Source organism: Streptomyces sp. NPDC041135 (assembly GCF_055592085.1).
Window position 1 is genome coordinate 1 of the sequence record NZ_JBVIYZ010000001.1, and the last position, 23,656, is coordinate 23,656.

19 protein-coding genes are annotated in these 23,656 nt (G+C 73.0%); 18 read left to right on the top strand and 1 reads right to left on the bottom strand.

Going from position 1 to position 23,656, the window contains the following annotated elements; translation table 11 throughout:
* The first annotated feature begins 242 nt into the window (after window positions 1–242).
* The 11 genes from ACZ6CZ_RS00005 (at window position 243) to ACZ6CZ_RS00055 (ending at window position 13,670) form a co-directional block, all read left to right on the top strand.
* Window positions 243–560, top strand: a complete 318-nt coding sequence (locus tag ACZ6CZ_RS00005; protein WP_469012106.1) for a hypothetical protein — start codon at window positions 243–245, stop codon at window positions 558–560.
* Window positions 557–1,945, top strand: coding sequence for a hypothetical protein (locus ACZ6CZ_RS00010; RefSeq protein WP_469012107.1), 1,389 nt, complete (start codon window positions 557–559; stop codon window positions 1,943–1,945). Before ACZ6CZ_RS00005 ends, ACZ6CZ_RS00010 begins: the two co-directional genes overlap by 4 nt.
* Window positions 1,942–2,625: a hypothetical protein gene (locus ACZ6CZ_RS00015; protein ID WP_469012111.1), complete on the top strand. Its 684-nt coding sequence runs from the start codon at window positions 1,942–1,944 to the stop codon at window positions 2,623–2,625. The genes ACZ6CZ_RS00010 and ACZ6CZ_RS00015 overlap by 4 nt, the downstream gene beginning before the upstream one ends.
* An 828-nt stretch (window positions 2,626–3,453) precedes the next feature.
* Entirely contained in the window at window positions 3,454–4,836 is a 1,383-nt protein-coding gene (locus tag ACZ6CZ_RS00020) for a nitrate/nitrite transporter (RefSeq protein ID WP_469012113.1), read from the top strand.
* An 85-nt stretch (window positions 4,837–4,921) separates the two neighbouring features.
* Window positions 4,922–6,169 (top strand): uroporphyrinogen-III synthase, encoded by a 1,248-nt coding sequence (locus ACZ6CZ_RS00025; protein WP_469012118.1) that lies wholly within the window; start codon window positions 4,922–4,924, stop codon window positions 6,167–6,169.
* 134 nt (window positions 6,170–6,303) lie between these two features.
* Window positions 6,304–6,897, top strand: a complete 594-nt coding sequence (locus tag ACZ6CZ_RS00030; RefSeq protein ID WP_469012122.1) for a CGNR zinc finger domain-containing protein — start codon at window positions 6,304–6,306, stop codon at window positions 6,895–6,897.
* Between the two features lie 320 nt (window positions 6,898–7,217).
* A complete protein-coding gene (locus tag ACZ6CZ_RS00035) occupies window positions 7,218–7,802 on the top strand; it encodes a sigma-70 family RNA polymerase sigma factor (RefSeq protein WP_030167252.1) in 585 nt (194 codons plus the stop codon).
* Complete coding sequence (locus ACZ6CZ_RS00040) at window positions 7,802–8,629, top strand: zf-HC2 domain-containing protein (protein WP_469012128.1); 828 nt, start codon at window positions 7,802–7,804, stop codon at window positions 8,627–8,629. The genes ACZ6CZ_RS00035 and ACZ6CZ_RS00040 overlap by 1 nt, the downstream gene beginning before the upstream one ends.
* Before the next feature lie 141 nt (window positions 8,630–8,770).
* Window positions 8,771–11,188, top strand: a complete 2,418-nt coding sequence (locus ACZ6CZ_RS00045; protein ID WP_469012132.1) for a HelD family protein — start codon at window positions 8,771–8,773, stop codon at window positions 11,186–11,188.
* Window positions 11,189–11,598: 410 nt separating this feature from the next.
* Window positions 11,599–13,020, top strand: a complete 1,422-nt coding sequence (locus tag ACZ6CZ_RS00050) for an NAD-dependent malic enzyme (protein ID WP_469012136.1) — start codon at window positions 11,599–11,601, stop codon at window positions 13,018–13,020.
* A 368-nt stretch (window positions 13,021–13,388) separates the two neighbouring features.
* Window positions 13,389–13,670: an HU family DNA-binding protein gene (locus ACZ6CZ_RS00055; RefSeq protein ID WP_007382399.1), complete on the top strand. Its 282-nt coding sequence runs from the start codon at window positions 13,389–13,391 to the stop codon at window positions 13,668–13,670.
* A gap of 171 nt (window positions 13,671–13,841) precedes the next feature.
* Here ACZ6CZ_RS00055 and murA read toward each other — a convergent pair whose 3' ends face one another.
* Window positions 13,842–15,188, bottom strand: coding sequence for a UDP-N-acetylglucosamine 1-carboxyvinyltransferase (murA, locus tag ACZ6CZ_RS00060; RefSeq protein WP_469012139.1), 1,347 nt, complete (start codon window positions 15,186–15,188; stop codon window positions 13,842–13,844).
* A gap of 219 nt (window positions 15,189–15,407) precedes the next feature.
* Between murA and ACZ6CZ_RS00065 the strand changes: the two genes are divergently transcribed.
* The 7 genes from ACZ6CZ_RS00065 to ACZ6CZ_RS00095 all read left to right on the top strand — a co-directional run bounded on the left by ACZ6CZ_RS00065 (window position 15,408) and on the right by ACZ6CZ_RS00095 (window position 23,602).
* The gene (locus ACZ6CZ_RS00065) at window positions 15,408–15,980 is read left to right on the top strand and encodes a YqgE/AlgH family protein (protein ID WP_469012142.1); all 573 of its coding nucleotides are present in this window, start codon (window positions 15,408–15,410) and stop codon (window positions 15,978–15,980) included.
* 29 nt (window positions 15,981–16,009) lie between these two features.
* Complete coding sequence (locus tag ACZ6CZ_RS00070; RefSeq protein WP_469012144.1) at window positions 16,010–16,300, top strand: DUF3039 domain-containing protein; 291 nt, start codon at window positions 16,010–16,012, stop codon at window positions 16,298–16,300.
* Between the two features lie 352 nt (window positions 16,301–16,652).
* Window positions 16,653–18,287, top strand: coding sequence for a beta-N-acetylhexosaminidase (locus ACZ6CZ_RS00075; RefSeq protein WP_469012148.1), 1,635 nt, complete (start codon window positions 16,653–16,655; stop codon window positions 18,285–18,287).
* 311 nt (window positions 18,288–18,598) lie between these two features.
* Window positions 18,599–19,492, top strand: a complete 894-nt coding sequence (locus ACZ6CZ_RS00080) for an FAD binding domain-containing protein (RefSeq protein ID WP_469012151.1) — start codon at window positions 18,599–18,601, stop codon at window positions 19,490–19,492.
* The gene (locus ACZ6CZ_RS00085) at window positions 19,489–21,174 is read left to right on the top strand and encodes a (2Fe-2S)-binding protein (protein ID WP_469012154.1); all 1,686 of its coding nucleotides are present in this window, start codon (window positions 19,489–19,491) and stop codon (window positions 21,172–21,174) included. The genes ACZ6CZ_RS00080 and ACZ6CZ_RS00085 overlap by 4 nt, the downstream gene beginning before the upstream one ends.
* Window positions 21,171–23,480: a xanthine dehydrogenase family protein molybdopterin-binding subunit gene (locus ACZ6CZ_RS00090; RefSeq protein ID WP_469012157.1), complete on the top strand. Its 2,310-nt coding sequence runs from the start codon at window positions 21,171–21,173 to the stop codon at window positions 23,478–23,480. The genes ACZ6CZ_RS00085 and ACZ6CZ_RS00090 overlap by 4 nt, the downstream gene beginning before the upstream one ends.
* Entirely contained in the window at window positions 23,477–23,602 is a 126-nt protein-coding gene (locus ACZ6CZ_RS00095) for a hypothetical protein (protein ID WP_469012161.1), read from the top strand. Before ACZ6CZ_RS00090 ends, ACZ6CZ_RS00095 begins: the two co-directional genes overlap by 4 nt.
* Window positions 23,603–23,656: the final 54 nt, after the last annotated feature.

The following is a 23,656-nucleotide window of genomic DNA, read 5'->3' on the forward strand; positions in this document are numbered from 1 at the left end:
ACGGGTTCGTACCGGCTGAAGGCGACGATCACGTGGGACATCCACTGGACGGGCAGCGACGGTGATGGCGGTGACCTGCCGCAGGGGACGTTCGGCGCCGACCAGGACGTGGTCGTACAGGAGATCCAGTCCGTGAACCGCTGACCAGCCGAAGCAACTCTCCATCCGGTCGCTCGTTGAAGGGCCGGGTGGCCCGTCGGCCCCCTTCCCGGATGGGTGCGGAGTCGAGGGGAGCGGAGCGCGTGGCAGAGCGGCTGGCCGTGGACGACGACGAGCTGAAGCACTTCATGACGTCGCTGCACAAGTCGCGCGACTCGCTGAGGGGACTGCGCAAGGCACTCGGCGCCGCCACCGTCGCCGGCCTCGGCACCGATGATCTGGACGCGGCCTGCGAGGAGTTCCAGCAGGACTGGGCGTACGGCACCGAGCAGATCGGTGAGCAGACCGAGAACCTCGCGAAGATCGTCGGGCAGAGCAAGGACAGTTACCGAGAGGTCGACAAGGCGTTGGAGGAGGCGCTGCGGAGGGGCACGGGCGGCGCGGGGCGGGGTGGCACGTGACGTACACGCCCGGCCTCGAGGACGACGCCCGTCTTGACTCCGGCGCCCGCCGCAACGGTCCCCTTCCGCAGGGGTTGAAGTCCCGTCCCTACGGTGTCGATCTTCCCGACTCGTACCCGCAGCTCGGGTTCAATCCGGTTCCGGGGGACACCGAGACGGTGCGTGAGCTGCACAAGAAGCTGGCCACCTGCGCCAAGGTCTTGGAGGAGACGCACGGGCTGGTCACCAAGCTGATGGAGGGCAGCTACTGGAGGGGTGACGCCGCCGTCGCCTTTCGCGAGGCATTGCAGGGCGGCCCGCTGCCCCTCGACCTCAAGAACGCCGCGCACTCCATCCGGAAGGCGGTCCGGCAGCTCGACCGGTGGGAGGGTGAACTCGAGGACTTCCAACGGCGGGCCGCGCGGCTGGACGCCGAGGCGAAGGACGCCAAGGAGGCCTTGTCCGCCGCCCGGGGGCATGCGGACAGGGCCGGGCGCGACCCGTACCTGGACGAGACGAGCGGGGCTCGGCACGACGACGCCCAGAAGGCCTTGACCCATGCGAACGGCGCGGTGCGGAACGCCCAGGCCGACCTCGACGCGGTCCTCGGCAAGGCGAGGAGGCTGGCCGAGGAGCACGAGGAGAAGGCACGCCACCGCGCGGGAAAGATCCGCGACGCGACGAAGAGGCTGGCGCCGCACGAGCCCGGGTTCTTCGACAGTGCCCTGGACTGGATCACCGACAATCTGCCGGACATCCTCAGTAGCCTGGCCGCGGTACTGGGCGTGATCGCGCTCTTCGCGACAGGTCCGTTCGCCGTGCCGCTCCTTCTGCTGGCCGCGACCGCGTTGAGCGGGACGGCGCTCACGCTGCGGTTGCAGGACGACGAGGTGTGGGCGTCCCTGTTGGGCGGGCTCACGAAACACGAGTTCGACGCGGACTTCTGGAGCAACGGCATCTCGGTGGCCGGGGACGCACTCGGAGTCGTGCCGGGACTCGGCGCGGCCACCAAGGGACTGATGGTCACCCCGGAGGCGTTGAGTGCGGCCGCTCGTTCGGCGGACGGGGCGCTGACCCTCGGCCACAAGGCGGCCGTGATCGGGTCGTCGTTGCGTGATGAGGCGGTGTCCCTCTCTCGTGCTCCCAGTCTGCTGGAGAAGGTGAACGTCTTCGGCGCACGGACGGGGAGCGTGTTGCCCGTGGTGGAGCAGACGGCGACGTGGCTCGGAGCCGGTACGGCTGTCTACGGTGTGGCCGGCAGCGCTGTCGACTCCCTGGGCAGCGACAGCGAGGCGGCCAAGGTGCTTACGTCCACGCTGGACGGTGTCAGGACCGCGACCGTCGATGGGTCGTCCGCGGCCGGTGTACTTCAGTACCTCGTCACGGGAATGGCCGCGGCCTCATGACCACGGGCACGGTCGTCTTCGACCCGTCCGCACGGATGCCAGACGCCGGCGTCTGGTTCGTTCTGCCCGCAGGCTTCGTGCCGTTACCTCTTGAGGACGTTCTGCGGTCCGAGGAAGCGGAGGTGGAGGCGGAACCGCACCATGTGAGGCGTACGGAGGACCCATGGGCCGCGTTGGACGGTCTGATCGGTCGCCCTGTGGATCCTCAGCACCTGGTCTCGTTTCTCAAGCCTGTTCAGCGCACCGTCCGAGCTTTGGCGTCCAGCGGCGTCGTCCACTGCTCGATGGGACTGCATCGCGACGACGAGGGCAACGGTCGGCTGCTGCTGTCGCTGTTCACCCTGAGCTGGAGGCAGATCGCCTGGGCACCACGCGGCGTCACGGCGTCCCGGATCGCCGCGGGCGCACACGACGCCCGGCATGTCGAGGTTCTCGCTCTGCCCTGCGGTCCGGCGTCGATCGTGGAGACCTTGATGCGCCTCGAGGTACCTCTTGGCTTGTCCGAGGACCTGCTTCAGGTCACGGCGTATGTGCCCTCTCCCGATGCGACACGGCTGGCAGCGCTGACTCTCTCCACCCCGGCCGCACACCGCGCCGACCTCTACCGCGCTCTACTTCGGGAGGTGGCCCGCATGGTCACGTTCGACGACCCCCTGCAGCCCCACGGAGGCGACGCCTGACATGGAGCGTGCACAGCCTTCCGTCGAGGTGTCCGCCTGGGACGATCCAGCCACCCGGCGCGCTTGGTTGAAGTTGATCACCTGTGCCGTACTCGGCCAGGTGGCTTGGCCCGCGGTATGCGTGGGCCTGTTCGTCCTGATGCTGCTGATCGGCCAGTGGTCGATCTGGTTCATGGTGCCCTTGGTCCTGTACGCCCTCTATCGCGTCTGCCTTCAGCGCCAGTACATCGTCTCGGCCCTTCGAGTCCGGCGCATTCTCCGGGCCTACCCCTGGCAGAGCCACAGGACTCCGGACAGCGGTTTCGGACGGCTTCCCGGTGCCCGGGCCGGGGATGTCTGGATGGCCCTCCCCGATCCGGACGGACCTGAGCACGTCGTCCCGGTGATTCTTCGTGGCCATGTCCGATCAGTGTGGTGGCGGCGTCGCCTCGGCAGAGGCTGCGAATCCGAGAGGACCAGGCAGATCGCGGACGTTCTGTTCGCCGGAGATCCGCGCTTCGCCGCAGTCGTCGCTGTGCCGGGGCCCAAGCGGCTGTTCGTGATCCACCAGCCTGCCGGACAGGCCGGCGCGAGTGGTGGGCGGTCCGTCTCCACGGAGTCCCTCCAGCGTGCCCGCCGGGCCGGCAGCGCCTGGCCGGCTGATCGCCGACCGGTCGCCCCGTCCCCCATGTCCCCGCCCGGTCACCCGGACCTCTCACCCCCCCACCCCCCAGGGTGAGAGCAACGTTCCCTCGCAGTCACTCGCAGGCACAGCGACGAAACGCGTCCTTTCTACCTTCGGGTCAGTCACTCGTGACAGGACCGAGCCCGGAGCACCGTGGAGGCGTCATGACAGCCGCTGGTACAGACCCCGCCCCGCGCGGCAGGGGAGGCCGTTGGATCGAGGAGTGGGACCCCGAGGACGAGGCGTTCTGGGCGGGCAAGGGGGAGAGGATCGCCCGCCGGAACCTGTTCTTCTCGGTGCTGTCCGAGCACATCGGCTTCTCGGTGTGGACCATGTGGTCCGTGCTCGTGCTGTTCATGGGACCGGAGTACGGGCTCACCCCGGCCGACAAGTTCCTGCTCACGTCCGTGGTCACCCTGGTCGGGGCCGTGGTCCGGGTGCCGTACACGTTCGCCGTGGCCGTCTTCGGCGGGCGGAACTGGACGATCATCTCCGCGAGCCTGCTGCTCATCCCGACCGTCGCCGCGTTCACGGTGATGGAGCCCGGGACGTCGTTCACCACGTTCCTGCTGGTCGGGCTGCTGGCCGGTATCGGCGGCGGCAACTTCGCCTCCAGCATGACCAACATCAACGCCTTCTTCCCGCTGCGCAGGAAGGGCTGGGCGCTGGGCCTCAACGCCGGCGGCGGCAACATCGGCGTCCCGGTCATCCAGCTGGTCGCGCTCGCCATCATCGGCGCCGGCGGCGGACCGCGCGTCCTGCTCGGGATCTACATCCCCCTGATCGTCGTGGCCGCCGTGCTGGGCGCGCTGTTCATGGACAACCTCGCCTCCGTGAAGAACGACACCGGCGCCGCCAAGGACGCCGCCCGGGACGCCCACACCTGGATCATGTCCTTCCTCTACGTCGGCACCTTCGGCTCCTTCATCGGCTACAGCTTCGCCTTCGGGCAGGTGCTGACCAACCAGTTCGGCCGGACCCCGCTCCAGGCCGCCTACCTCACCTTCATCGGCCCGCTGCTCGGCTCCCTCATCCGGCCCGTCGGTGGCCGGCTCGCCGACCGGTACGGCGGCGCCCGCATCACCCTCTACAACTACGTCGGCATGGCCGCGGCCACCGCCCTCCTGGTCTTCGCCAGCATGCGCACGTCCCTGCCGCTGTTCGTCTCGGTCTTCGTCGTCCTGTTCGTGCTCAGCGGACTCGGCAACGGCTCGACGTTCAAGATGATCCCCGGCATCTTTCAGGCCAAGGCGTACGCCAGGGGCCTGACGGGCGAGGAGGCGGCCGCGTACGGGCGGCGCCTGTCCGGGGCGTCCATGGGTCTCATCGGGGCCGTCGGCGCGCTCGGCGGCGTCGCCATCAACCTGGCGTTCCGGCAGTCCTTCCTCTCCTACGGCTCCGGCACCGGTGCCTTCGTCGCCTTCCTCGCCTTCTACGGCGCCTGCTACGTCGTCACCTGGGCCGTATACCTTCGCCGTCCGGCGGCCCAGGCGCGGGCCGAGGCCGCCGCCGCGTCGGAGCCGCAGCTCAGCTACGCCGAGGTATGACGTAACACCGGCGACATCGAGCGGAACCGAGCCTGTCACGCGCCGTTGACAGGCTCGGTCGGCATGCAGGTCAGGCAGGAGAGCCATGTACGACGAACAGCAGCCAGCCGAACAGCAGCCCGCCGTACGGTCCGACGCGCCCTCGGGCCACGGGCCGCTCGCCGGGTTCACCGTGGGTGTGACCGCCGCGCGCCGGGCCGATGAGCTGAACGCCTTGCTCCAGCGGCGCGGTGCGGCCGTGCTGCACGCCCCCGCACTGCGCATCGTGCCGCTCGCCGACGACGGTGAGCTGCTCGGCGCCACCAAGGAGATCATCGACCAGGCGCCCGACGTCGTGGTCGCCACCACCGCGATCGGGTTCCGCGGCTGGGTGGAGGCCGCCGACGGGTGGGGACTCGGGGAGCAGCTGCTCGGGCGGCTGCGCGGCGTGCACCTGCTCGCCCGCGGGCCCAAGGTCAAGGGGGCCATCCGGGCCGCGGGGCTGACCGAGCAGTGGTCGCCGTCGAGCGAGTCCATGGCGGAGGTCCTGGACCGGCTGCTGGAGGAGGGCGTCGACGGCCGCCGGGTCGCCGTACAGCTGCACGGCGAGCCGCTGCCGGGGTTCGTCGAGGCGCTGCGGGCCGGGGGAGCGGAGGTGGTGCCGGTGCCGGTGTACCGGTGGATGCCGCCCGAGGACATCTCCCCGCTGGACCGGCTGCTGGACGCCGCCGTCACCCGGGGACTGGACGCGCTGACGTTCACCAGCGCACCGGCCGCCGCCTCCCTGCTGTCCCGGGCCGAGGAGCGGGGCCTGCTCGACGAGCTGGTCGCCGCGCTCGGCCACGACGTGCTGCCGGCCTGCGTCGGGCCGGTCACCGCGCTGCCGTTGCAGGCGCTGGGCCTGGACACCGTCCAGCCGGAGCGGTTCCGGCTCGGGCCCCTCGTCCAGCTGCTGTGCAGGGAACTGCCGGCCCGGGCCCGCGCCCTGCCGGTGGCCGGTCACCGGGTGGAGATCCGGGGGCACGCGGTGCTGGTCGACGGGGAGCTGAAGCCCGTACCGCCCGCCGGGATGTCCCTGCTGCGGACGCTGGCGCGGCGGCCGGGGTGGGTGGTGGCCCGGGCCGACCTGCTGCGGGCGCTGCCCGGTACCGGGCGGGACGAGCACGCGGTGGAGACGGCGATGGCCCGGCTGCGTACGGCGCTCGGGGCGCCCAAGCTGATCCAGACCGTGGTCAAGCGCGGGTACCGGCTGGCCCTCGACCCGGCCGCCGACCCTAAGTACGGGGACAGCAAGTACGGCGACGGCACGTACGGGGATCCGGGGCACGGGAGCCCGGTGGACGGGGACCTGTAGGGCGCGCCACCTGCCGGAGGTTCCGGCGCGCTCACCTCCCGGGGGTTCCGGCGGCCCCCGCGGACGGGCACTGTGAGGGAGGAACGGTTTCTCCCCCCGGTTCCCCCGTCCTAGGCCCAGGTGGTGACAGGCACATGGCACTGGGTACGGCCACGGCCCCCTACGAGCTGCGGTTCGACGCCGGGCGGATCTGCCTGGACCTCCTCGCGACCACGCATCCCGGCGAACGGCTCGACGCCCTCGGGCCGCTGTGCGCCTGGATCACCGGCTCCGGGCTCGTCCCGCCCCGCACCCCCCTCGCGCACGCCGACGTCTCCTGGCTCGCGGCCTTCCGTGAACTGCGCACGCTGATCGGATGCCTGGTGCGCACCGGCGCCCGGCCCGACGCGCTGCCGTACGGTCTCGCGCTCGCCCGGCTCAACGAGGCCGCCCGCGTCGCGCCCCCGCCGCCGCGCGCGGTGCCCGGTGCGGACGGCGCCCTGGTGCGGGAGCTGGCCGGGCCGCCCGAGTGCGCCGAGCTGCTGGGCGCGGTCGCCCGGGACGCCGTGGAGCTGCTGACCGACCCGGCCGCGCGGGCGGCGGTGCGGGAGTGCGAGGGGGACACCTGCCCGCTCGTGTACCTGGACACCTCACGCGGGCGCAGGCGCCGGTGGTGCTCCAGCGAGGTCTGCGGCAACCGCGAACGGGTGGCCCGGCACCGGCGGCGGGCGGCACTCACCCGGAGCTGAGCGCGTACGCCAGGCCGCGCACACACCCGTACCCGCGCACTCACCCGCAGCCGAGCGCGCGCAGGCGCCGTACGGGGTGACCCACGTCTCACCGCCGACGTGATGTCCACTACACCGCGTTTGCCTCCGCCGCCGCCCGGGCAGCCCCGGCCCCCGCACGGGCGTGTCGGAAATGTAAAGAACAGGCGGGGGGAATGTGCACGCATGTCCCGCTCGTCACGTCACCTCGGAGAAAACTGTCACCTCACGTTGAACACCTCCCGCACCGCGTCCGTACCGGTGGGCGAGCGACCGACTGGGGGAACCCCCGGACACCGGAGGTGGGCGTGCGCAAGGATGCGGCCGTGGCCAATGAACGTGGATCGAGGGCCCGACATCGCATGTCCTCACAGCCCTCGGAACCTGACGAGGAGCTGATGCGCGCCCTGTACCGGGAGCACGCCGGACCCTTGCTCGCGTACGTCCTGCGCCTGGTCGCCGGCGATCGGCAGCGTGCCGAGGACGTCGTGCAGGAAACGCTCATCCGGGCCTGGAAGAACGCCGGTCAGCTCAACCGGGCGACCGGATCGGTACGCCCCTGGCTGGTGACGGTCGCGCGCCGCATCGTCATCGACGGCCACCGCAGCCGGCAGGCCCGGCCGCAGGAGGTCGATCCGTCGCCGCTGGAGGTCATCCCCGCGGAGGACGAGATCGACAAGGCGCTGTGGCTGATGACGCTGTCCGACGCGCTCGACGACCTGACCCCTGCCCACCGGGAGGTCCTCGTCGAGACGTACTTCAAGGGGCGTACGGTCAACGAGGCGGCCGAGACGCTCGGGATACCCAGCGGCACCGTCCGCTCCCGGGTGTTCTACGCGCTGCGGTCGATGAAGCTGGCACTGGAGGAGCGGGGGGTGACGGCGTGATGAGCGGATACGGGGGACACAGCGGCTTCAGCGCGGGTGGTCCGGGTATGTCTGGACCCATGAGCCCCAGTCAGGGACCGCCGGCGCCCAACGAGCACGAGACCGTCGGCGCGTACGCGCTCGGGATTCTCGACGACGCCGAGGCAACCGCTTTCGAGGCCCACCTCGCCACCTGCGAGTGGTGCGCCCAGCAGCTCGACGAACTGGCCGGGATGGAGCCGATGCTGGCCGCGCTGGCGGACCTGCCGGGGGCCGGGACGCCCGCGATCGGCGAGTCGCTGTCCGCGAAGCCCGCCCCGCGCCTGGCCGAGAAGCTGGTGGACGAGGTCGCCGAGCGCCGCGCGGTCAAGCGCCGCCGCAGCTTCTACATGCTCGCGGCCGCGGCCGCGCTGATCGTCGCCGGGCCGCTGGCCGTGGTGGCGGCGAACGGCGGCTCGGACGGCGGCAGCTCCACCGAGGCCATGGGCCCGGCCCAGACCGCGTTCCGCACCATGACCGACAAGAAGAGCGCGACCGACCCGACGACCCACGTCAGCGCCACCGTCGCCATGGAGAAGAAGAACTGGGGCACCCACGCGGTGCTCCAGCTGAGGAACGTCAGCGGCCCGGAGAAGTGCTCGCTCATCGCCGTCGGCAAGAACGGCGAACGCGAGACGGTGACCTCCTGGGCGGTCCCGAACTGGGGCTACGGCCTGCCCAACGCCAAGAGCGAAGAGGCGAAGAACCCCCTCTACGTGCACGGCGGCGCGGCCTTCGCGCCCAACCAGATCGACCACTTCGAGGTCATGACCTTCGACGGCAAGAAACTGGTCGACGTGAGCACGTAGAGGCGGTGGACGGCGGACGGACGGAGGAGGGGCCGCGGTGGCGGACCCTCCTCGCTTCGTTCCCGACGGCGGGCCCGTAGCCCGGCGGGGTTTCCTTCGCGTACGGTTGACGGCTGCTCCAGCACGTCAGAAGGGGGCCCGGTGGCCGCTCAGGCTCAACAATCCGCGGTCGGATCGGTACGCGAGGCACACGACTCCGTGCGTGACCGAGAGATCAGCGTGGAACAGGCACATCTGGACCGGGTGTACCGGCGGCTCGAGGAGAAGATCCACGAAGCAGAGTTCCTGATGAACGACGCGGCCCAGCGCGGCCAGGTCGGCACTCCCGGCGCGCTCGCCGAGCGCGACGCACAGGTCTTCCGGGCGGGGGTCCACCTCAACCGGCTCAACAACGAGTTCGAGGACTTCCTCTTCGGACGCATCGACCTGCTGCCCGGCAAGGACGGGAAGAAGGGGCCGGACGGCGCCTACACCGCCGTCGAGCCCGCGGACGGCGCGATCCGGCCCGATGGCACCGCCGACATCGCCGAGACCCTGCACATCGGCCGCATCGGCGTGCTGGACCAGGACTACGCCCCGCTGGTCATCGACTGGCGGGCACCGGCCGCGGCCCCCTTCTACCGCTCCACGCCGGTCGACCCCGGGCGGGTCGTACGGCGCCGGGTCATCCGCTCCAAGGGGCGCCGGGTGCTCGGCGTCGAGGACGACCTGATGCGCCCCGAGCTGCGGGCGTACCTGGGCGGCGGTGAACTGCCGGTGATCGGCGACGGCGCCCTGATGGCCGCGCTCGGCCAGGCCCGCACGCACACCATGCGGGACATCGTCGCCTCCATCCAGGCCGAGCAGGACATGGTCATCCGCGCCCCCGCCGCCTCGGTCACGTACGTCGAGGGCGGCCCGGGCACCGGCAAGACGGCCGTGGCCCTGCACCGCGCCGCCTACCTGCTGTACCAGGACCGGCGCCGGTACGCGGGCGGCATCCTGATCGTCTCCCCGACCCCGCTGCTGGTGGCGTACACCGAGGGCGTGCTGCCCTCGCTGGGCGAGGAGGGGCAGGTCGCCATCCGCGCGATCGGCTCGCTCGCCGTGGACGCCGTCGGCGCCGAGGCCACCCTGTACGACTCCCCGGCCGTGGCCCGCGCCAAGGGGTCGTACCGCATGCTCAAGGTGTTGCGGAAGGCGGCCCGGGGTGTGCTGGAGCTGGGCGCGGGCGGCGGCGCCCCGGCCGGACGGCCGGGCCCCGCCACCCTGGACGACGCGCTCGCCGGCAGCGGCACGGCGGACGGCGGCACCGGCTCCCTCACGGACACCGGTGTGCCGGCCCGGCTGCGGGTCGTCGCCTTCGGGCGCCGGCTGGAGCTGGAGGCCGACGAGCTGGACGGCATCCGCCGCACCGCCCTGAGCGGCACCGCGCCGGTCAACCTGCTGCGCCCCCGCGCCCGCAAGCTGCTGCTGGACGCCCTGTGGGCGCGCTCCGGCGCGGCCGGCCGGCACACCGACCCCGAACTGGCGGCCGAGCTGCGCTCCTCCTTCGACGAGGACGTCAGCGCCGAGGACTCCTTCCTGTCCTTCCTCGACGCCTGGTGGCCCGAGCTGACCCCGAAGGCCGTCCTCGCCGCCATGGCGGACGAGCGGCGCCTGGGCCGCTGGGCCCGGCGCGTCCTCAACCCCGGCGAGGTCCGCAAGGTCGCCCGGTCGCTGAAGCGGGACGGCTACTCGGTCCACGACATCGCCATGCTGGACGAGCTGACGGCGATCCTGGGCGCCCCGGCCCGCCCCCGCAAGCGCCGGGACCTCGACCCGCTGGACCAGCTCACCGGCCTGGAGGAGCTGATGCCGGTCCGCGAGGAGACCCAGCGGGAGCGGGCCGAGCGCCTGGCCCAGGAGCGCACCGAGTACGCGCACGTCATCGTGGACGAGGCCCAGGACCTGACGCCGATGCAGTGGCGCATGGTCGGCCGCCGCGGCCGGCACGCCACCTGGACGGTGGTCGGCGACCCGGCCCAGTCCTCCTGGTCGGACCCCGAGGAGGCGGCCCAGGCCCGGGACGAGGCGCTGGGCAGCCGCCCGCGCCGCCGCTTCCGGCTCACCGTGAACTACCGCAACCCCTCGGAGATCGCCGAGCTGGCCGCGAAGGTGCTGGCCCTCGCCATGCCCGGCTCCGAGTCGCCGTCCGCCGTCCGCTCCACCGGGGTCCGCCCGCGCTTCGCCGTGGTGCGCGAGTCGCCCGAGCGCACGGTGCGCGCCGAGGCCGAGCGGCTGCTGGACCTGGTCGACGGCACGGTCGGCGTGGTCGTCGCCATGAACCGGCGCGCGGAGGCCCGGCGCTGGCTGGCCGGGCTCGGCGACCGGGTGGTGGCGCTGGGCAGCCTGGAGGCCAAGGGCCTGGAGTACGACGCGACGGTCGTCGTCTCGCCCGCGGAGATCGCGGACGAGTCGCCGGCCGGGCTGCGGGTGCTGTACGTGGCGCTGACCCGGGCCACCCAGCAGCTGACGGTGGTCTCCGGCGACCGGGACGAACCGGACGCGAACGGGGTGCCGGATCTGCTGCGCGACTGAACTTTCCGGGAAGTCGGCACGAACTCCGCCGACGGGAATGGCGTTCGGCTGTCCGTTTGTTAGCCTGGGTGTGACACCGGCTCGATCCAAGCCCCCGGGCCCAACCTTCGTCGCTACGAGCGACCACTTGCCGCGAGGCGAGCATGGCGGGCCGGTGTCATGAACGAGTGAGAGGCCCACGTCACCTTGTGACGTGGGCCTCTTTCTTTGTCTGATCGTTTCTCGTATGGTGGAAGTCGTTTTCCGAAAGCGCCGCCCAGGGTGGCGCGACGGCGTGTGATCGGTGGTGTGTCCAGGTACCGCCCGTGAACACAACGTCCGCAACCGGGGGCGACTACCACGTACTCGGCGGTAGGTGCGACGATCGGACGGCACAACCCGCGACACGGTGAAAGCAGAGGAAGTCCGCCATGGCAACGGCGCCCAGCGTCTCCTACTCGATGACCATCCGGCTGGAGGTGCCCGCGAGCGGAACGGCCGTCTCGCAGCTCACCAACGCCGTGGAGTCCTCCGGAGGCTCGGTCACCGGCCTCGACGTCACCGCGTCCGGCCACGAGAAGCTCCGCATCGACGTCACGATCGCGGCCACCTCCACCGCGCACGCCGACGAGATCGTGGGCAAGCTGCGCGGCATCGAGGGCGTCACGCTCGGCAAGGTCTCCGACCGTACGTTCCTGATGCACCTCGGCGGCAAGATCGAGATGCAGTCCAAGCACCCCATTCGCAACCGTGACGACCTCTCGATGATCTATACGCCGGGTGTGGCGCGCGTCTGCATGGCCATCGCCGAGAACCCCGAGGACGCCCGCCGCCTCACCATCAAGCGCAACTCCGTCGCGGTCGTGACGGACGGCTCGGCCGTGCTGGGCCTGGGCAACATCGGCCCCAAGGCCGCCCTGCCGGTCATGGAGGGCAAGGCCGCTCTCTTCAAGCGCTTCGCCGGCATCGACGCCTGGCCGCTGTGCCTGGACACCCAGGACACCGACGCCATCGTCGAGATCGTCAAGGCCATCGCCCCCGGGTTCGCCGGCATCAACCTGGAGGACATCTCCGCGCCGCGCTGCTTCGAGATCGAGGCCCGGCTGCGCGAGGCCCTCGACATCCCCGTCTTCCACGACGACCAGCACGGCACCGCGATCGTCGTCCTCGCCGCGCTGACCAACGCGCTGCGCGTCACCGGCAAGGCGATCGAGGAGATCCGGGTGGTGATGTCCGGCGCCGGCGCGGCCGGTACGGCCATCCTCAAGCTGCTGCTCGCGGCGGGCGTGAAGAACTCCGTCGTCGCCGACATCCACGGCGTGGTGCACGCGGGCCGCGAGGACCTGGTGGACGCCCCGGCCGGTTCGGCGCTGCGCTGGATCGCCGACAACACCAACCCCGAGGGCCTCACCGGCACGCTGAAGGAGGCCGTGCGCGGCGCCGACGTCTTCATCGGCGTCTCCGCCCCGAACGTCCTCGACGGCGACGACGTGGCCGCCATGGCCGACGACGCGATCGTGTTCGCGCTCGCGAACCCCGACCCCGAGGTCGACCCCGCGATCGCCCGGCAGACGGCGGCCGTCGTGGCCACCGGCCGCTCCGACTTCCCCAACCAGATCAACAACGTGCTGGTCTTCCCGGGCGTCTTCCGCGGCCTGCTCGACGCGCAGTCCCGCACGGTCAACACGGAGATGATGCTCGCGGCCGCGAAGGCGCTGGCCTGCGTGGTGACCGAGGACGAGCTGAACGCCAACTACATCGTCCCCAGCGTCTTCAACGACAAGGTCGCGGGCGCGGTCGCCGGAGCGGTCCGGGACGCGGCCAGGGCGGCCGGCGCCGGCGCCGGCGTCTGACCCGGGGCGGCAGCGCCCGTACCGGCCCGTACCGGGCGGCCGGAGCGGGGTTGTGAGGATCGCCACGACAGCCCTTGCGCCCGGCGCGTCGGGGAACCCGGTGGTCCGGACGGCACTCTAGGGTGTCGGCCGGACCAGCCCTCTTTTCGTGTGACTCCCAAGGGTGTTCTCACGACTCCTGCGGGTGCCGGATTGGCATTCCCGCCGCAGGTAGGGGCAGGATGCGTCTCTGGGCGCGAGGGTCTGGAACGAAGGACCCGGGTCCGGGGACTGTCCGAGGACCCTGGCAGCATCGGCTTCGCTGTGCCCAACATGCGGCTTCGCCGCGTGGCACGCCTCAATGGCAAAAAGAACACGGGAGTAACAACATGAACCGCAGTGAGCTGGTGGCCGCGCTGGCCGACCGCGCCGAGGTGACCCGCAAGGACGCCGACGCGGTGCTGGCGGCGTTCGCCGAGACCGTCGGCGAGATCGTCGCCAAGGGCGACGAGAAGGTCACCATCCCCGGCTTCCTGACCTTCGAGCGCACCCACCGTGCCGCTCGCACCGCGCGCAACCCGCAGACCGGCGACCCGATCCAGATCCCGGCCGGCTACAGCGTGAAGGTCTCCGCGGGCAGCAAGCTCAAGGAAGCCGCCAAGGGCAAGTGACCCTGGCTCCCGTGCGCCGCGGGACGGCGTACGAGGCAGTGTGAACGCCAATGGGGCGGCCCCCTCCGAGGGAGCCGCCCCATCGTCGTACCACCGCCGCCTGGCGGCCGTACGACGCGCGTACGGCCGCCCGGGGCCTGAACGTCCGGACAGGCCCCTGCGGCGGGCGGGTCAGCCGAGGGCCTTGCCGGGCAGCTCGACCTTCGCGCCCAGCTCCACGAGCTTCTCCATGAAGTTCTCGTAGCCGCGGTTGATCAGCTCGATGCCGTGCACCCGGGAGGTGCCCTGGGCGGCCAGGGCCGCGATCAGGTACGAGAAGCCGCCGCGCAGGTCGGGGATGACCAGGTCGGCGCCCTGCAGCCGGGTGGGGCCGGAGACGACGGCCGAGTGCAGGAAGTTGCGCTGGCCGAAGCGGCAGTTCGAGCCGCCCAGGCACTCGCGGTACAGCTGGATGTGGGCGCCCATCTGGTTCAGCGCCGAGGTGAAGCCCAGCCGGGACTCGTACACCGTCTCGTGGATGATCGACAGGCCGGTGGCCTGGGTGAGGGCCACCACGAGCGGCTGCTGCCAGTCCGTCTGGAAGCCGGGGTGCACGTCCGTCTCCAGCGCGATCGACTTCAGCTGGCCGCCGGGGTGCCAGAAGCGGATGCCCTGGTCGTCGATCTGGAAGGCGCCGCCCACCTTGCGGTAGGTGTTGAGGAACGTCATCATCGAGCGCTGCTGGGCGCCGCGGACGTAGATGTCGCCCTCGGTCGCCAGCGCGGCGGACGCCCAGGAGGCGGCCTCCAGGCGGTCCGGGAGGGCGGCGTGGTTGTAGCCGCCGAGCGAGTCGACGCCGGTGACGCGGATGGTTCGGTCGGTGTCCATCGCGATGATCGCGCCCATCTTCTGCAGTACGCAGATGAGGTCCTCGATCTCCGGCTCGACGGCCGCGTTGGACAGCTCCGTCACGCCCTCGGCCAGCACCGCCGTCAGCAGCACCTGCTCGGTCGCGCCCACCGACGGGTACGGCAGCCGGATCTTCGTCCCGCGCAGCCGCTGCGGCGCCTCCAGGTACTGGCCGTCCGCGCGCTTCTCGATGACCGCGCCGAACTGCCGCAGCACCTCGAAGTGGAAGTCGATGGGCCGGCCGCCGATGTCGCAGCCGCCCAGGCCCGGGATGAAGGCGTGGCCGAGGCGGTGCAGCAGCGGGCCGCAGAACAGGATCGGGATGCGCGACGAGCCCGCGTGGGCATCGATGTCAGCGACGTTCGCGCTCTCCACGTGGGACGGGTCGAGCACCAGCTCGCCCGGTTCCTCACCCGGACGGACCGTCACCCCGTGCAGCTGGAGCAGTCCGCGTACGACGCGCACGTCGCGGATGTCCGGCACGTTGCGCAGCCGGCTCGGCGCGCTGCCGAGCAGCGCGGCGACCATGGCCTTGGGCACGAGGTTCTTCGCACCGCGGACACGGATCTCGCCCTCGAGCGGGGTGCCGCCGTGGACAAGCAGTACGTCGTCAGAGCCGTTGACGGTCATGGATCTCGCGTTCCGTGGAAGTGGGGCAGGGCCGGGAAGACAGGGTAATCGCCTCCTACCCCCGTCCTGTAAGCCCAAGTACCGTCCAGCCGCGTCATGGCTGTGTCACAACACGAACGGTTCGCCGCCGGGCACGAGCGGTCACCGCCGGGGCGGCTGGTTCACCCGGCGGCCCGATCGGCTCCCCACAGCGGGGCGAGATGCGGGATCATGTCTGGCATGACCGAGGTGTCCTCGCTCACGGGGCGGCTGCTCGTGGCCACACCCGCCCTGGCGGACCCGAACTTCGACCGCGCGGTGGTGCTCCTCCTCGACCACGACGAGGAGGGCTCCCTCGGTGTCGTCCTGAACCGGCCCACGCCGGTCGGCGTGGGCGACATCCTGGAGGGCTGGGCCGAGCTGGCCGGCGAGCCGGGTGTCGTCTTCCAGGGCGGCCCGGTCGCCCTGGACTCGGCGCTGGGCGTGGCGGTCATCCCGGGCGGCGCGGAGGGCGACGGGGCCCCGCTGGGCTGGCGCCGGGTGCACGGCGCGATCGGCCTGGTCGACCTGGAGGCCCCGCCCGAGCTGCTCGCCTCCGCCCTGGGGTCCCTGAGAATCTTCGCCGGTTACGCGGGATGGGGGCCGGGGCAGCTGGAGGACGAGCTGGTGGAGGGCGCCTGGTACGTCGTGGAGTCCGAGCCCGGCGACGTCTCCTCGCCCGCGCCGGAGCGGCTCTGGCGCGAGGTGCTGCGGCGCCAGCGCAGCGAGCTGGCGATGGTGGCCACGTACCCGGACGACCCTTCGCTCAACTGATGCGTGTGAGCTTCAGTACCCTGGCTGGTATGAGCACTCTTGAGCCCGAGCGCGGGACTGGTACGGGGACCCTCGTAGAGCCGACGCCGCAGGTGTCCCACGGCGACGGCGACCACGAGCGCTTCGCCCACTACGTCCAGAAGGACAAGATCATGGCGAGCGCCCTCGACGGCACGCCCGTCGTGGCGCTGTGCGGCAAGGTGTGGGTGCCGGGCCGCGACCCGAAGAAGTACCCCGTCTGTCCCATGTGCAAGGAGATCTACGAGTCCATGGCCGCGGGCGGCGGCGACGAGGGCAAGGGCGGCGGCAAGGACGGCTGACGGGTCCCCGCGCCGGCCCGACAGAACAGAGGTGACGGCCCCCGGGACGCGCCGCGGCGTGTCCCGGGGGTTTGGTGTCCCCGGGGCTCCCGCGCGTCCCGGCCGGTGTCCGGTCGCGCCGCGCCGGTTCCCCGTCCCGGTCACGCCGTGCCGGTCAACGCCGTGCCGGGCAATTGGTCCAGACCTCTTGTGGGCCGGTCCTCGCGGTCCGTAGCCTCGTCGCGGGAGTCCGGCCGCGGCCCCGCGGGTCGTTTCCGGGCGGCGATTTCCGGCCAGTTCGCGGTCCGCCGACCGCCGGGGCGCCGTCGCGCCGGTTCCCCCGTGCCGTTCCGGACCGTCTGCGAGGACTGACGTGACTGACCTGGTGGATGTGATTCCCGCGCCCGCCGCCGCGCGGGGCTCCGCGGACGGCTTCGTCCTCGGCGCGGACACGGTGATCGACGCCGGACCCGGCACCGGGACCACCGCCCGCTGGCTGCGCGGTGTGCTCGGGGCCGCCACGGGCCTGGCCCTGCCGCCCGGCACGGGGGACGCCGGTGACGCCGTACGGCTGCGTGTGCGGCCCGGGGAGAGCCGGCTCGGGCCGGAGGGCTACCGGCTGAGCGCCGGCGCGGACGGCGTCACCGTCGAGGGCGGCGGACCGGCCGGCGTGTTCTGGGGTGCGCAGACGCTCCGTCAGCTGCTCGGCCCCGACGCCTTCCGGCGCGCCCCGGTGCGTCCCGGCCGGCGCTGGCTCGTGCCCGGCGCAAGCGTCGAGGACGCGCCCCGCTTCGGCTGGCGCGGTCTCCTGCTCGACGTCGCCCGGCACTTCATGCCCAAGGACGGCGTCCTGCGCTACCTCGACCTGATGGCCGCCCACAAACTCAACGTGCTCCACCTGCACCTGACGGACGACCAGGGCTGGCGGCTGGAGATCCGGCGGTACCCGGCGCTGACCGAGGCCGGTTCCTGGCGGGCGCGCACGAAGTTCGGGCACCGGGCCTCGCCGCTGTGGGAGGACAAGCCGCACGGCGGCCACTACACCCAGGACGACATCCGGGAGATCGTCGCCTACGCAGCCGAGCGGCACATCACCGTCGTCCCCGAGATCGACGTGCCGGGGCACTCGCAGGCGGCCATCGCCGCGTACCCGGAACTCGGCAACACCGATGTCGTCGACACCGCTTCGCTCGCCGTCTGGGACAACTGGGGCATCTCGCCGCACGTGCTGGCCCCCACCGACCACACCCTGCGGTTCTACGAAGGGGTCTTCGAGGAGGTTTTGGAGCTGTTCCCGTCGCGCTTCGTGCACGTCGGGGGCGACGAGTGCCCCAAGGACGAGTGGCGCCGCTCGCCCGCGGCGCAGGCTCGCATCGCGGACCTCGGGCTGTCCGGCGAGGACGCCCTCCAGGCCTGGTTCATCGGGCACTTCGACAGCTGGCTCACCGCGCGCGGGCGCCGGCTCATCGGCTGGGACGAGATCCTGGAGGGCGGCCTGGCCGAGGGTGCGGCGGTGTCGTCCTGGCGCGGCTACGCGGGCGGCGTCGCGGCCGCGCGGGCCGGACACGACGTGGTCATGTGCCCCGAGCAGCAGGTCTACCTGGACCACCGGCAGGCCGCGGGAGCGGACGAGCCCGTGCCCATCGGCTACGTCCGCACCCTGGAGGACGTCTACCGCTTCGAGCCCGTCCCGCCGCAGCTCACCGGTGAGGCGGCCCGCCATGTGCTGGGCACCCAGGCCAACCTCTGGACCGAGGTCATGGAGGACGCGGCCCGCGTCGACTACCAGGCCTTCCCGCGGCTCGCCGCCTTCGCCGAGGTGGCCTGGAGCCCCCTGCCCGCCCCGGCGGAACGGGACTTCGCGGACTTCCAGCGCCGGATGGCCGCGCACTACCGGCGCCTCGACGCCCTCGGGGTCGCCTACCGCCCGCCCTCCGGGCCCCGGCCCTGGCAGCGCCGGCCGGGCGTGCCGGGCCGCCCGCTGGACGGACAGCCCCCGAACAGGTAACGGAAGGAATCCGGCAGTTACCCCGAAGGGTGGCAATGCGCTCCCACCGGTGATGCCGCCCGAAAGTGGCCGTCTCTCCAGCAGAACCGGGCAAATGCCGCACAACTCCGCCCGCCCCGCCCCCGCCTGCCCCACGGCGCCGCGAGGCCCGCCCCCGAGGGCAGACGGCGGGGAGGTGATGGCAGAACGTGACGGACCCCCGCGTCCGGGTCTTGCGAGAATGTGCCAGAGTTGCCACCCCCGCCCTGTGAGCACGTACCGTACGGCGCAACAGGCGGGACCAGGTGGGGCAGCGGGAAGGGGCAGCCGGTTTGACCACGCACGCACCGCAGGCGGCGCAGGCCGTCACGCTGCCCACGACCTTGGACGAGGCGGTGGAGGCCCTGGCCGCCACGCCCACCGCCGTCCCCGTCGCGGGCGGCACCGATCTGATGACGGCCGTCAACTCCGGACAGCTCAGGCCCGCCGCCCTGGTGGGACTGGGCCGGATCAGCGAGATCCGCGGCTGGCAGTACCAGGACGGCCACGCGCTCCTCGGTGCCGGACTCACCCACGCCCGCATGGGCCGCCCCGACTTCGCCGCCCTGATCCCGGCGCTGGCCGCCGCCGCCCGCGCCGCGGGCCCGCCGCACATCCGCAACGCCGGCACCCTGGGCGGCAACATCGCCACGGCCGCACCCACCGGGGACGCGCTGCCGGTGCTGGCCGCCCTGGAGGCGACGCTGATCATCGCGGGCCGCGGCGGAGCCCGCCGGGAGATCCCGGTGTCGCACCTGCTGGCCGGCGTGGACATGCTGCGCGGCGGCGAACTCATCGGCTACGTGCGCGTGCCGCTGCTGCACGCCCCCCAGGTCTTCGTCAAGGCGACCGGGCGCACCGGACCGGGCCGCGCGCTGGCCTCCGTGGCCCTGGTCCTGGACCCCGCCCGGCGCGGAGTGCGGTGCGCCGTCGGTGCCATAGCGCCGATGCCGCTGCGCCCGCTGGACGCCGAGCAGTGGGTCGCCCGGCTCATCGACTGGGACAACGATCGCGCGCTCGTCCCGGAGGCCCTCGGCGCCTTCGGCGAGTACGTCGCCGCGGCCTGCATCCCCGACCCGGCACCGGAACCGGACGGCTCCGTCACACCGCTTCCGCCCGCCGTACTGCACCTGCGGCGTACCGTGGCCGCGCTGGCCCGACGAGCACTGGGGAGGGCGCTGTCGTGACCGACGACCAGCACGGAGAGGACACGCCCCAGGGCGGCGGCCGCTGGGACCCGCTGCCCCAGGGCGACTACGACGACGGCGCCACCGCGTTCGTCAAGCTCCCCGAGGGCGGCATCGACGCCCTGCTGTCCGGTGACAGCCCCCTCGCCGCGCCCGGCCACGGCTACGTGCCGCCCCGGATAACGGCCGGTCCGGCGACCGGCACCGACCCGGCGGCCACCGGCACCTGGGCGGTGCCCGAGGGCACCCGGTGGCCCGACCCGGGCGCGGCGCGCCAGGAGCCGGACGACCGCTTCGCCTACCACCCCGGCGCCACCCAGCAGTGGACGTTCGAGGAGCCCCCGGCCCCGCCGGCCCCCGGCCACGACGTCACCGGGCAGTGGTCCATCCCGGTGGCCGGTGGTGACCTCCCGGACGAATCGGGCGAGTTCACCACGTCCGCGCTGGTCGAGCAGTGGGGCGGCACCCCGCCGGCCACCCTCCCCGGCGGCGCCTCGGCGCCCTGGGCGACGGAGACGCCGGGCCCCTGGGACCAGCCCGCGCAGCCCCCGGCACCCGGACACGCCCCCCTGGGCGACCCCGCCGCCGGCCACACCGGCACCCACCCCGTCCACCCCGCCGAGCACGACCCCTTGGGCACCCCGGAACAGGCACCCGGTGTCGACACCGCGCACGGCGGCGCCGGTCCGGCCCACGGCGACGGCGAGCCGCGGACGGCGCCGGAAGCCGAGCCGGGCACGGAGGCCGCCGCCGGGGCCGCTGAACGCCCCGCTGACGACCCGGCACGGTTCGATCCTGCCGAGGCCCGCGCCCAGGCGCCGGAGGCCGCGACAGCGCCGGACACGGCCGACGCGGGCGACGACGCGGACCCGGGCGACGCGTTCGGCACACCGGACGCCCACGACCCGGCGGACCCGTCGGCCCCGGAAGACCCCTCCGACGCACCGGACGCCTCAGACGGCCCGGACGGCACCGGCTCCGGCGCCGCCGGCGCGCCCGGCGAGGCGGAGGACGAGCAGGCCGCCGACGAGGCGGCCGCCGCGCTCCCGGCGCACGACGACCACCCCCTCGCCTCCTACGTGCTGCGCGTCAACGGCGCCGACCGGCCCGTGACCGACGCCTGGATCGGCGAGTCGCTGCTGTACGTGCTGCGCGAGCGCCTCGGTCTCGCGGGCGCCAAGGACGGCTGCTCGCAGGGCGAGTGCGGGGCCTGCAACGTCCAGGTGGACGGGCGGCTGGTCGCCTCCTGCCTGGTCCCCGCCGTCACCGCGGCCGGCAGCGAGGTCCGCACCGTGGAGGGGCTCGCCGTCGACGGACAGCCCTCCGACGTGCAGCGGGCGCTCGCCAGGTGCGGCGCGGTGCAGTGCGGCGTCTGCGTACCCGGCATGGCGATGACCGTGCACGACCTGCTCGAGGGCAACCCGGCGCCCAACGACATGGAGGCCCGCCAGGCCCTGTGCGGCAACCTGTGCCGCTGTTCGGGCTACCGGGGCGTCCTGGACGCCGTCAAGGAGGTCGTCGCCGAGCGCGAGGCGCACACCGCGGCGCAGGCCGACACCGACGCCGACGAGGCGCGCATCCCGCACCAGGCGGGCCCCGGGGCCGGCGGCGTCAACCCGTCGGCGTTCGGCGTCACACCCCACGAGCAGCAGCACTACGGCCAGGACGGAGGCCAGGCGTGAGCAACGAAGCCGCCACCGCGACCACCGCGACGGAAGCCCCCCCCGCCGCCGAGGCGCTGCCGCACGGCCTCGGGGCCTCGCTGCCGCCCGCGGACGCCCGCGCCAAGGCGGAGGGCACCTTCCCCTACGCGGCCGACCTGTGGGCCGAGGGGCTGCTCTGGGCGGCCGTGCTGCGCTCCCCGCACGCGCACGCGCGCATCGTCTCCATCGACACCACCCACGCGCGCGAGATGCCCGGCGTACGGGCCGTCGTCACCCACGAGGACGTCCCCGGCACCCCGAGCTACGGCCGCGGCACGCCCGACCGCCCGGTGTTCGCCGCCGAGGTGGTGCGCCACCACGGCGAGCCCATCGCCGCCGTCGCCGCCGACCACCCGGACACCGCGCGGATGGCCGCGGCCGCCGTCATCGTCGAGTACGAGGTGCTCGACCCGGTGACCGATCCCGAGCTGGCCTTCGAGGCCGAACCGCTGCACCCGGACGGCAACCTGATCCGGCACATCCCGCTGCGCCACGGCGACCCGGACGCGGCGGGCGAGATCGTCGTCGAGGGCCTGTACCGCATCGGCCGCCAGGACCCGGCCCCCATCGGCGCCGAGGCGGGCCTCGCGGTGCCCCGCCCCGACGGCGGCGTGGAGCTGTACCTGGCCTCCACCGACCCGCACAGCGACCGCAACACCGCCGCCGCCTGCTTCGGCCTGTCCCCCGACCGGGTGAAGATCGTCGTCACCGGGGTGCCCGGGGCCACCGCCGACCGGGAGGACCAGGGCTTCCAGCTGCCGCTGGGCCTGCTCGCCCTGAAGACCGGCTGCCCGGTGAAGCTGACCGCGACCCGCGAGGAGTCCTTCCTCGGCCACGTCCACCGCCACCCCACCCTGCTGCGCTACCGCCACCACGCGGACGCCGAGGGCAGGCTGGTGAAGGTCGAGGCGCAGATCCTGCTCGACGCGGGCGCCTACGCCGACACCTCCGCCGAGGCGCTGGCCGCCGCCGTCTCCTTCGCCTGCGGGCCCTACGTCGTCCCGAACGCCTTCATCGAGGGCTGGGCGGTGCGCACCAACAACCCGCCCTCCGGGCACGTGCGCGGCGAGGGCGCCATGCAGGTGTGCGCCGCCTACGAGGCGCAGATGGACAAGCTCGCCAAGAAGCTCGGTCTCGACCCGGCCGAACTGCGCCTGCGCAACGCCCTCGCCACCGGGGACGTGCTGCCCATCGGACAGACCGTGACCTGCCCCGCCCCCGTCGCCGAACTGCTCCAGGCGGTCCGGGACTTCCCGCTCCCCGCGCTGCCCAAGGACACCCCCGAGGACGAGTGGCTGCTGCCCGGCGGCCCCGAGGGCGCGGGCGAGCCGGGCGCGGTGCGCCGGGGCGTCGGCTACGGCCTCGGCATGGTGCACATGCTCGGCGCGGAGGGCGCCGACGAGGTGTCCACGGCCACCGTGAAGGTCCACGACGGCATCGCGACGGTGCTGTGCGCCGCCGTGGAGACCGGCCAGGGCTTCACCACGCTGGCCCGGCAGATCGTCCAGGACACCCTCGGCATCGACGAGGTCCACGTCGCCCCCGTCGACACCGACCAGCCGCCCGCGGGCCCGGGCTGCCGCGGCCGGCACACCTGGGTCTCCGGCGGCGCGGTGGAGCGGGCGGCGAAGATGGTCCGCACCCAGCTGCTCCAGCCCCTCGCCCACCAGTTCGGCATGTCCACCGAGCTGCTCCAGATCACCGACGGCAAGATCACGTCGTACGACGGGGTGCTGTCGACCACGGTCACCGAGGCGATGGAGGGCAAGGAGCTGTGGGCCACCGCCCAGTGCCGCCCGCATCCCACGGAGCCGCTGAACGCCTCCGGCCAGGGCGACGCCTTCGTGGGCCTGGCGTTCTGCGCGGTGCGCGCGGTGGTGGACGTCGACATCGAACTCGGCTCGGTCCGGGTCGTGGAGCTGGCCGTCGCCCAGGACGTGGGCCGGGTGCTGAACCCGGCGCAGCTCGTCGCCCGGATCGAGGCGGGCGTCACCCAGGGCCTGGGCATCGCGCTCACCGAGAACCTGCGCGCCCCGCGCGGCCTGGTCCGCCACCCCGACCTCACCGGGTACGCCCTCCCCACCGCCCTGGACGCCCCGGACATCCGGATCGTCAAGCTGGTCGAGGAGCGGGACGTGGTCGCGCCCTTCGGCGCCAAGTCCGTCAGCGCGGTACCGGTGGTGACCTCGCCGGCGGCGATCGCCTCCGCGGTGCGCGCCGCCACCGGCCGCCCCGTCAACCGCCTGCCCATCCGGCCCCAGGCCGCCGTGGTGACCGCGCAGTGAGCACCCCGCAGGACGGACCGCGCTACGAGCCCGCGCCCGGCCCCGGCAAGCTGCTGCCGTGGGTGCTGCTGTTCGTCCTGGCCGCACTGGCCGTCGTCCTCGGCGGCATCTACTTCACCTGAGCCCGCGCGCGTGACGTCCCCGCCCCCGGGACGCAACGCACCGGCTCCGCGCGG

Excerpts from the sequence above, each read along its gene's own strand:
- ACZ6CZ_RS00015 (WP_469012111.1), top strand. The coding sequence starts at position 1,942 with ATGACCACGGGCACGGTCGTCTTCGACCCGTCCGCACGGATGCCAGAC.
- ACZ6CZ_RS00020 (WP_469012113.1), top strand. The coding sequence starts at position 3,454 with ATGACAGCCGCTGGTACAGACCCCGCCCCGCGCGGCAGGGGAGGCCGT.
- ACZ6CZ_RS00025 (WP_469012118.1), top strand. The coding sequence starts at position 4,922 with ATGTACGACGAACAGCAGCCAGCCGAACAGCAGCCCGCCGTACGGTCC.
- ACZ6CZ_RS00030 (WP_469012122.1), top strand. The coding sequence starts at position 6,304 with ATGGCACTGGGTACGGCCACGGCCCCCTACGAGCTGCGGTTCGACGCC.
- ACZ6CZ_RS00040 (WP_469012128.1), top strand. The coding sequence starts at position 7,802 with ATGAGCGGATACGGGGGACACAGCGGCTTCAGCGCGGGTGGTCCGGGT.
- ACZ6CZ_RS00050 (WP_469012136.1), top strand. The coding sequence starts at position 11,599 with ATGGCAACGGCGCCCAGCGTCTCCTACTCGATGACCATCCGGCTGGAG.
- ACZ6CZ_RS00055 (WP_007382399.1), top strand. The coding sequence starts at position 13,389 with ATGAACCGCAGTGAGCTGGTGGCCGCGCTGGCCGACCGCGCCGAGGTG.
- murA (WP_469012139.1), bottom strand. The coding sequence starts at position 15,188 with ATGACCGTCAACGGCTCTGACGACGTACTGCTTGTCCACGGCGGCACC.
- ACZ6CZ_RS00065 (WP_469012142.1), top strand. The coding sequence starts at position 15,408 with ATGACCGAGGTGTCCTCGCTCACGGGGCGGCTGCTCGTGGCCACACCC.
- ACZ6CZ_RS00070 (WP_469012144.1), top strand. The coding sequence starts at position 16,010 with ATGAGCACTCTTGAGCCCGAGCGCGGGACTGGTACGGGGACCCTCGTA.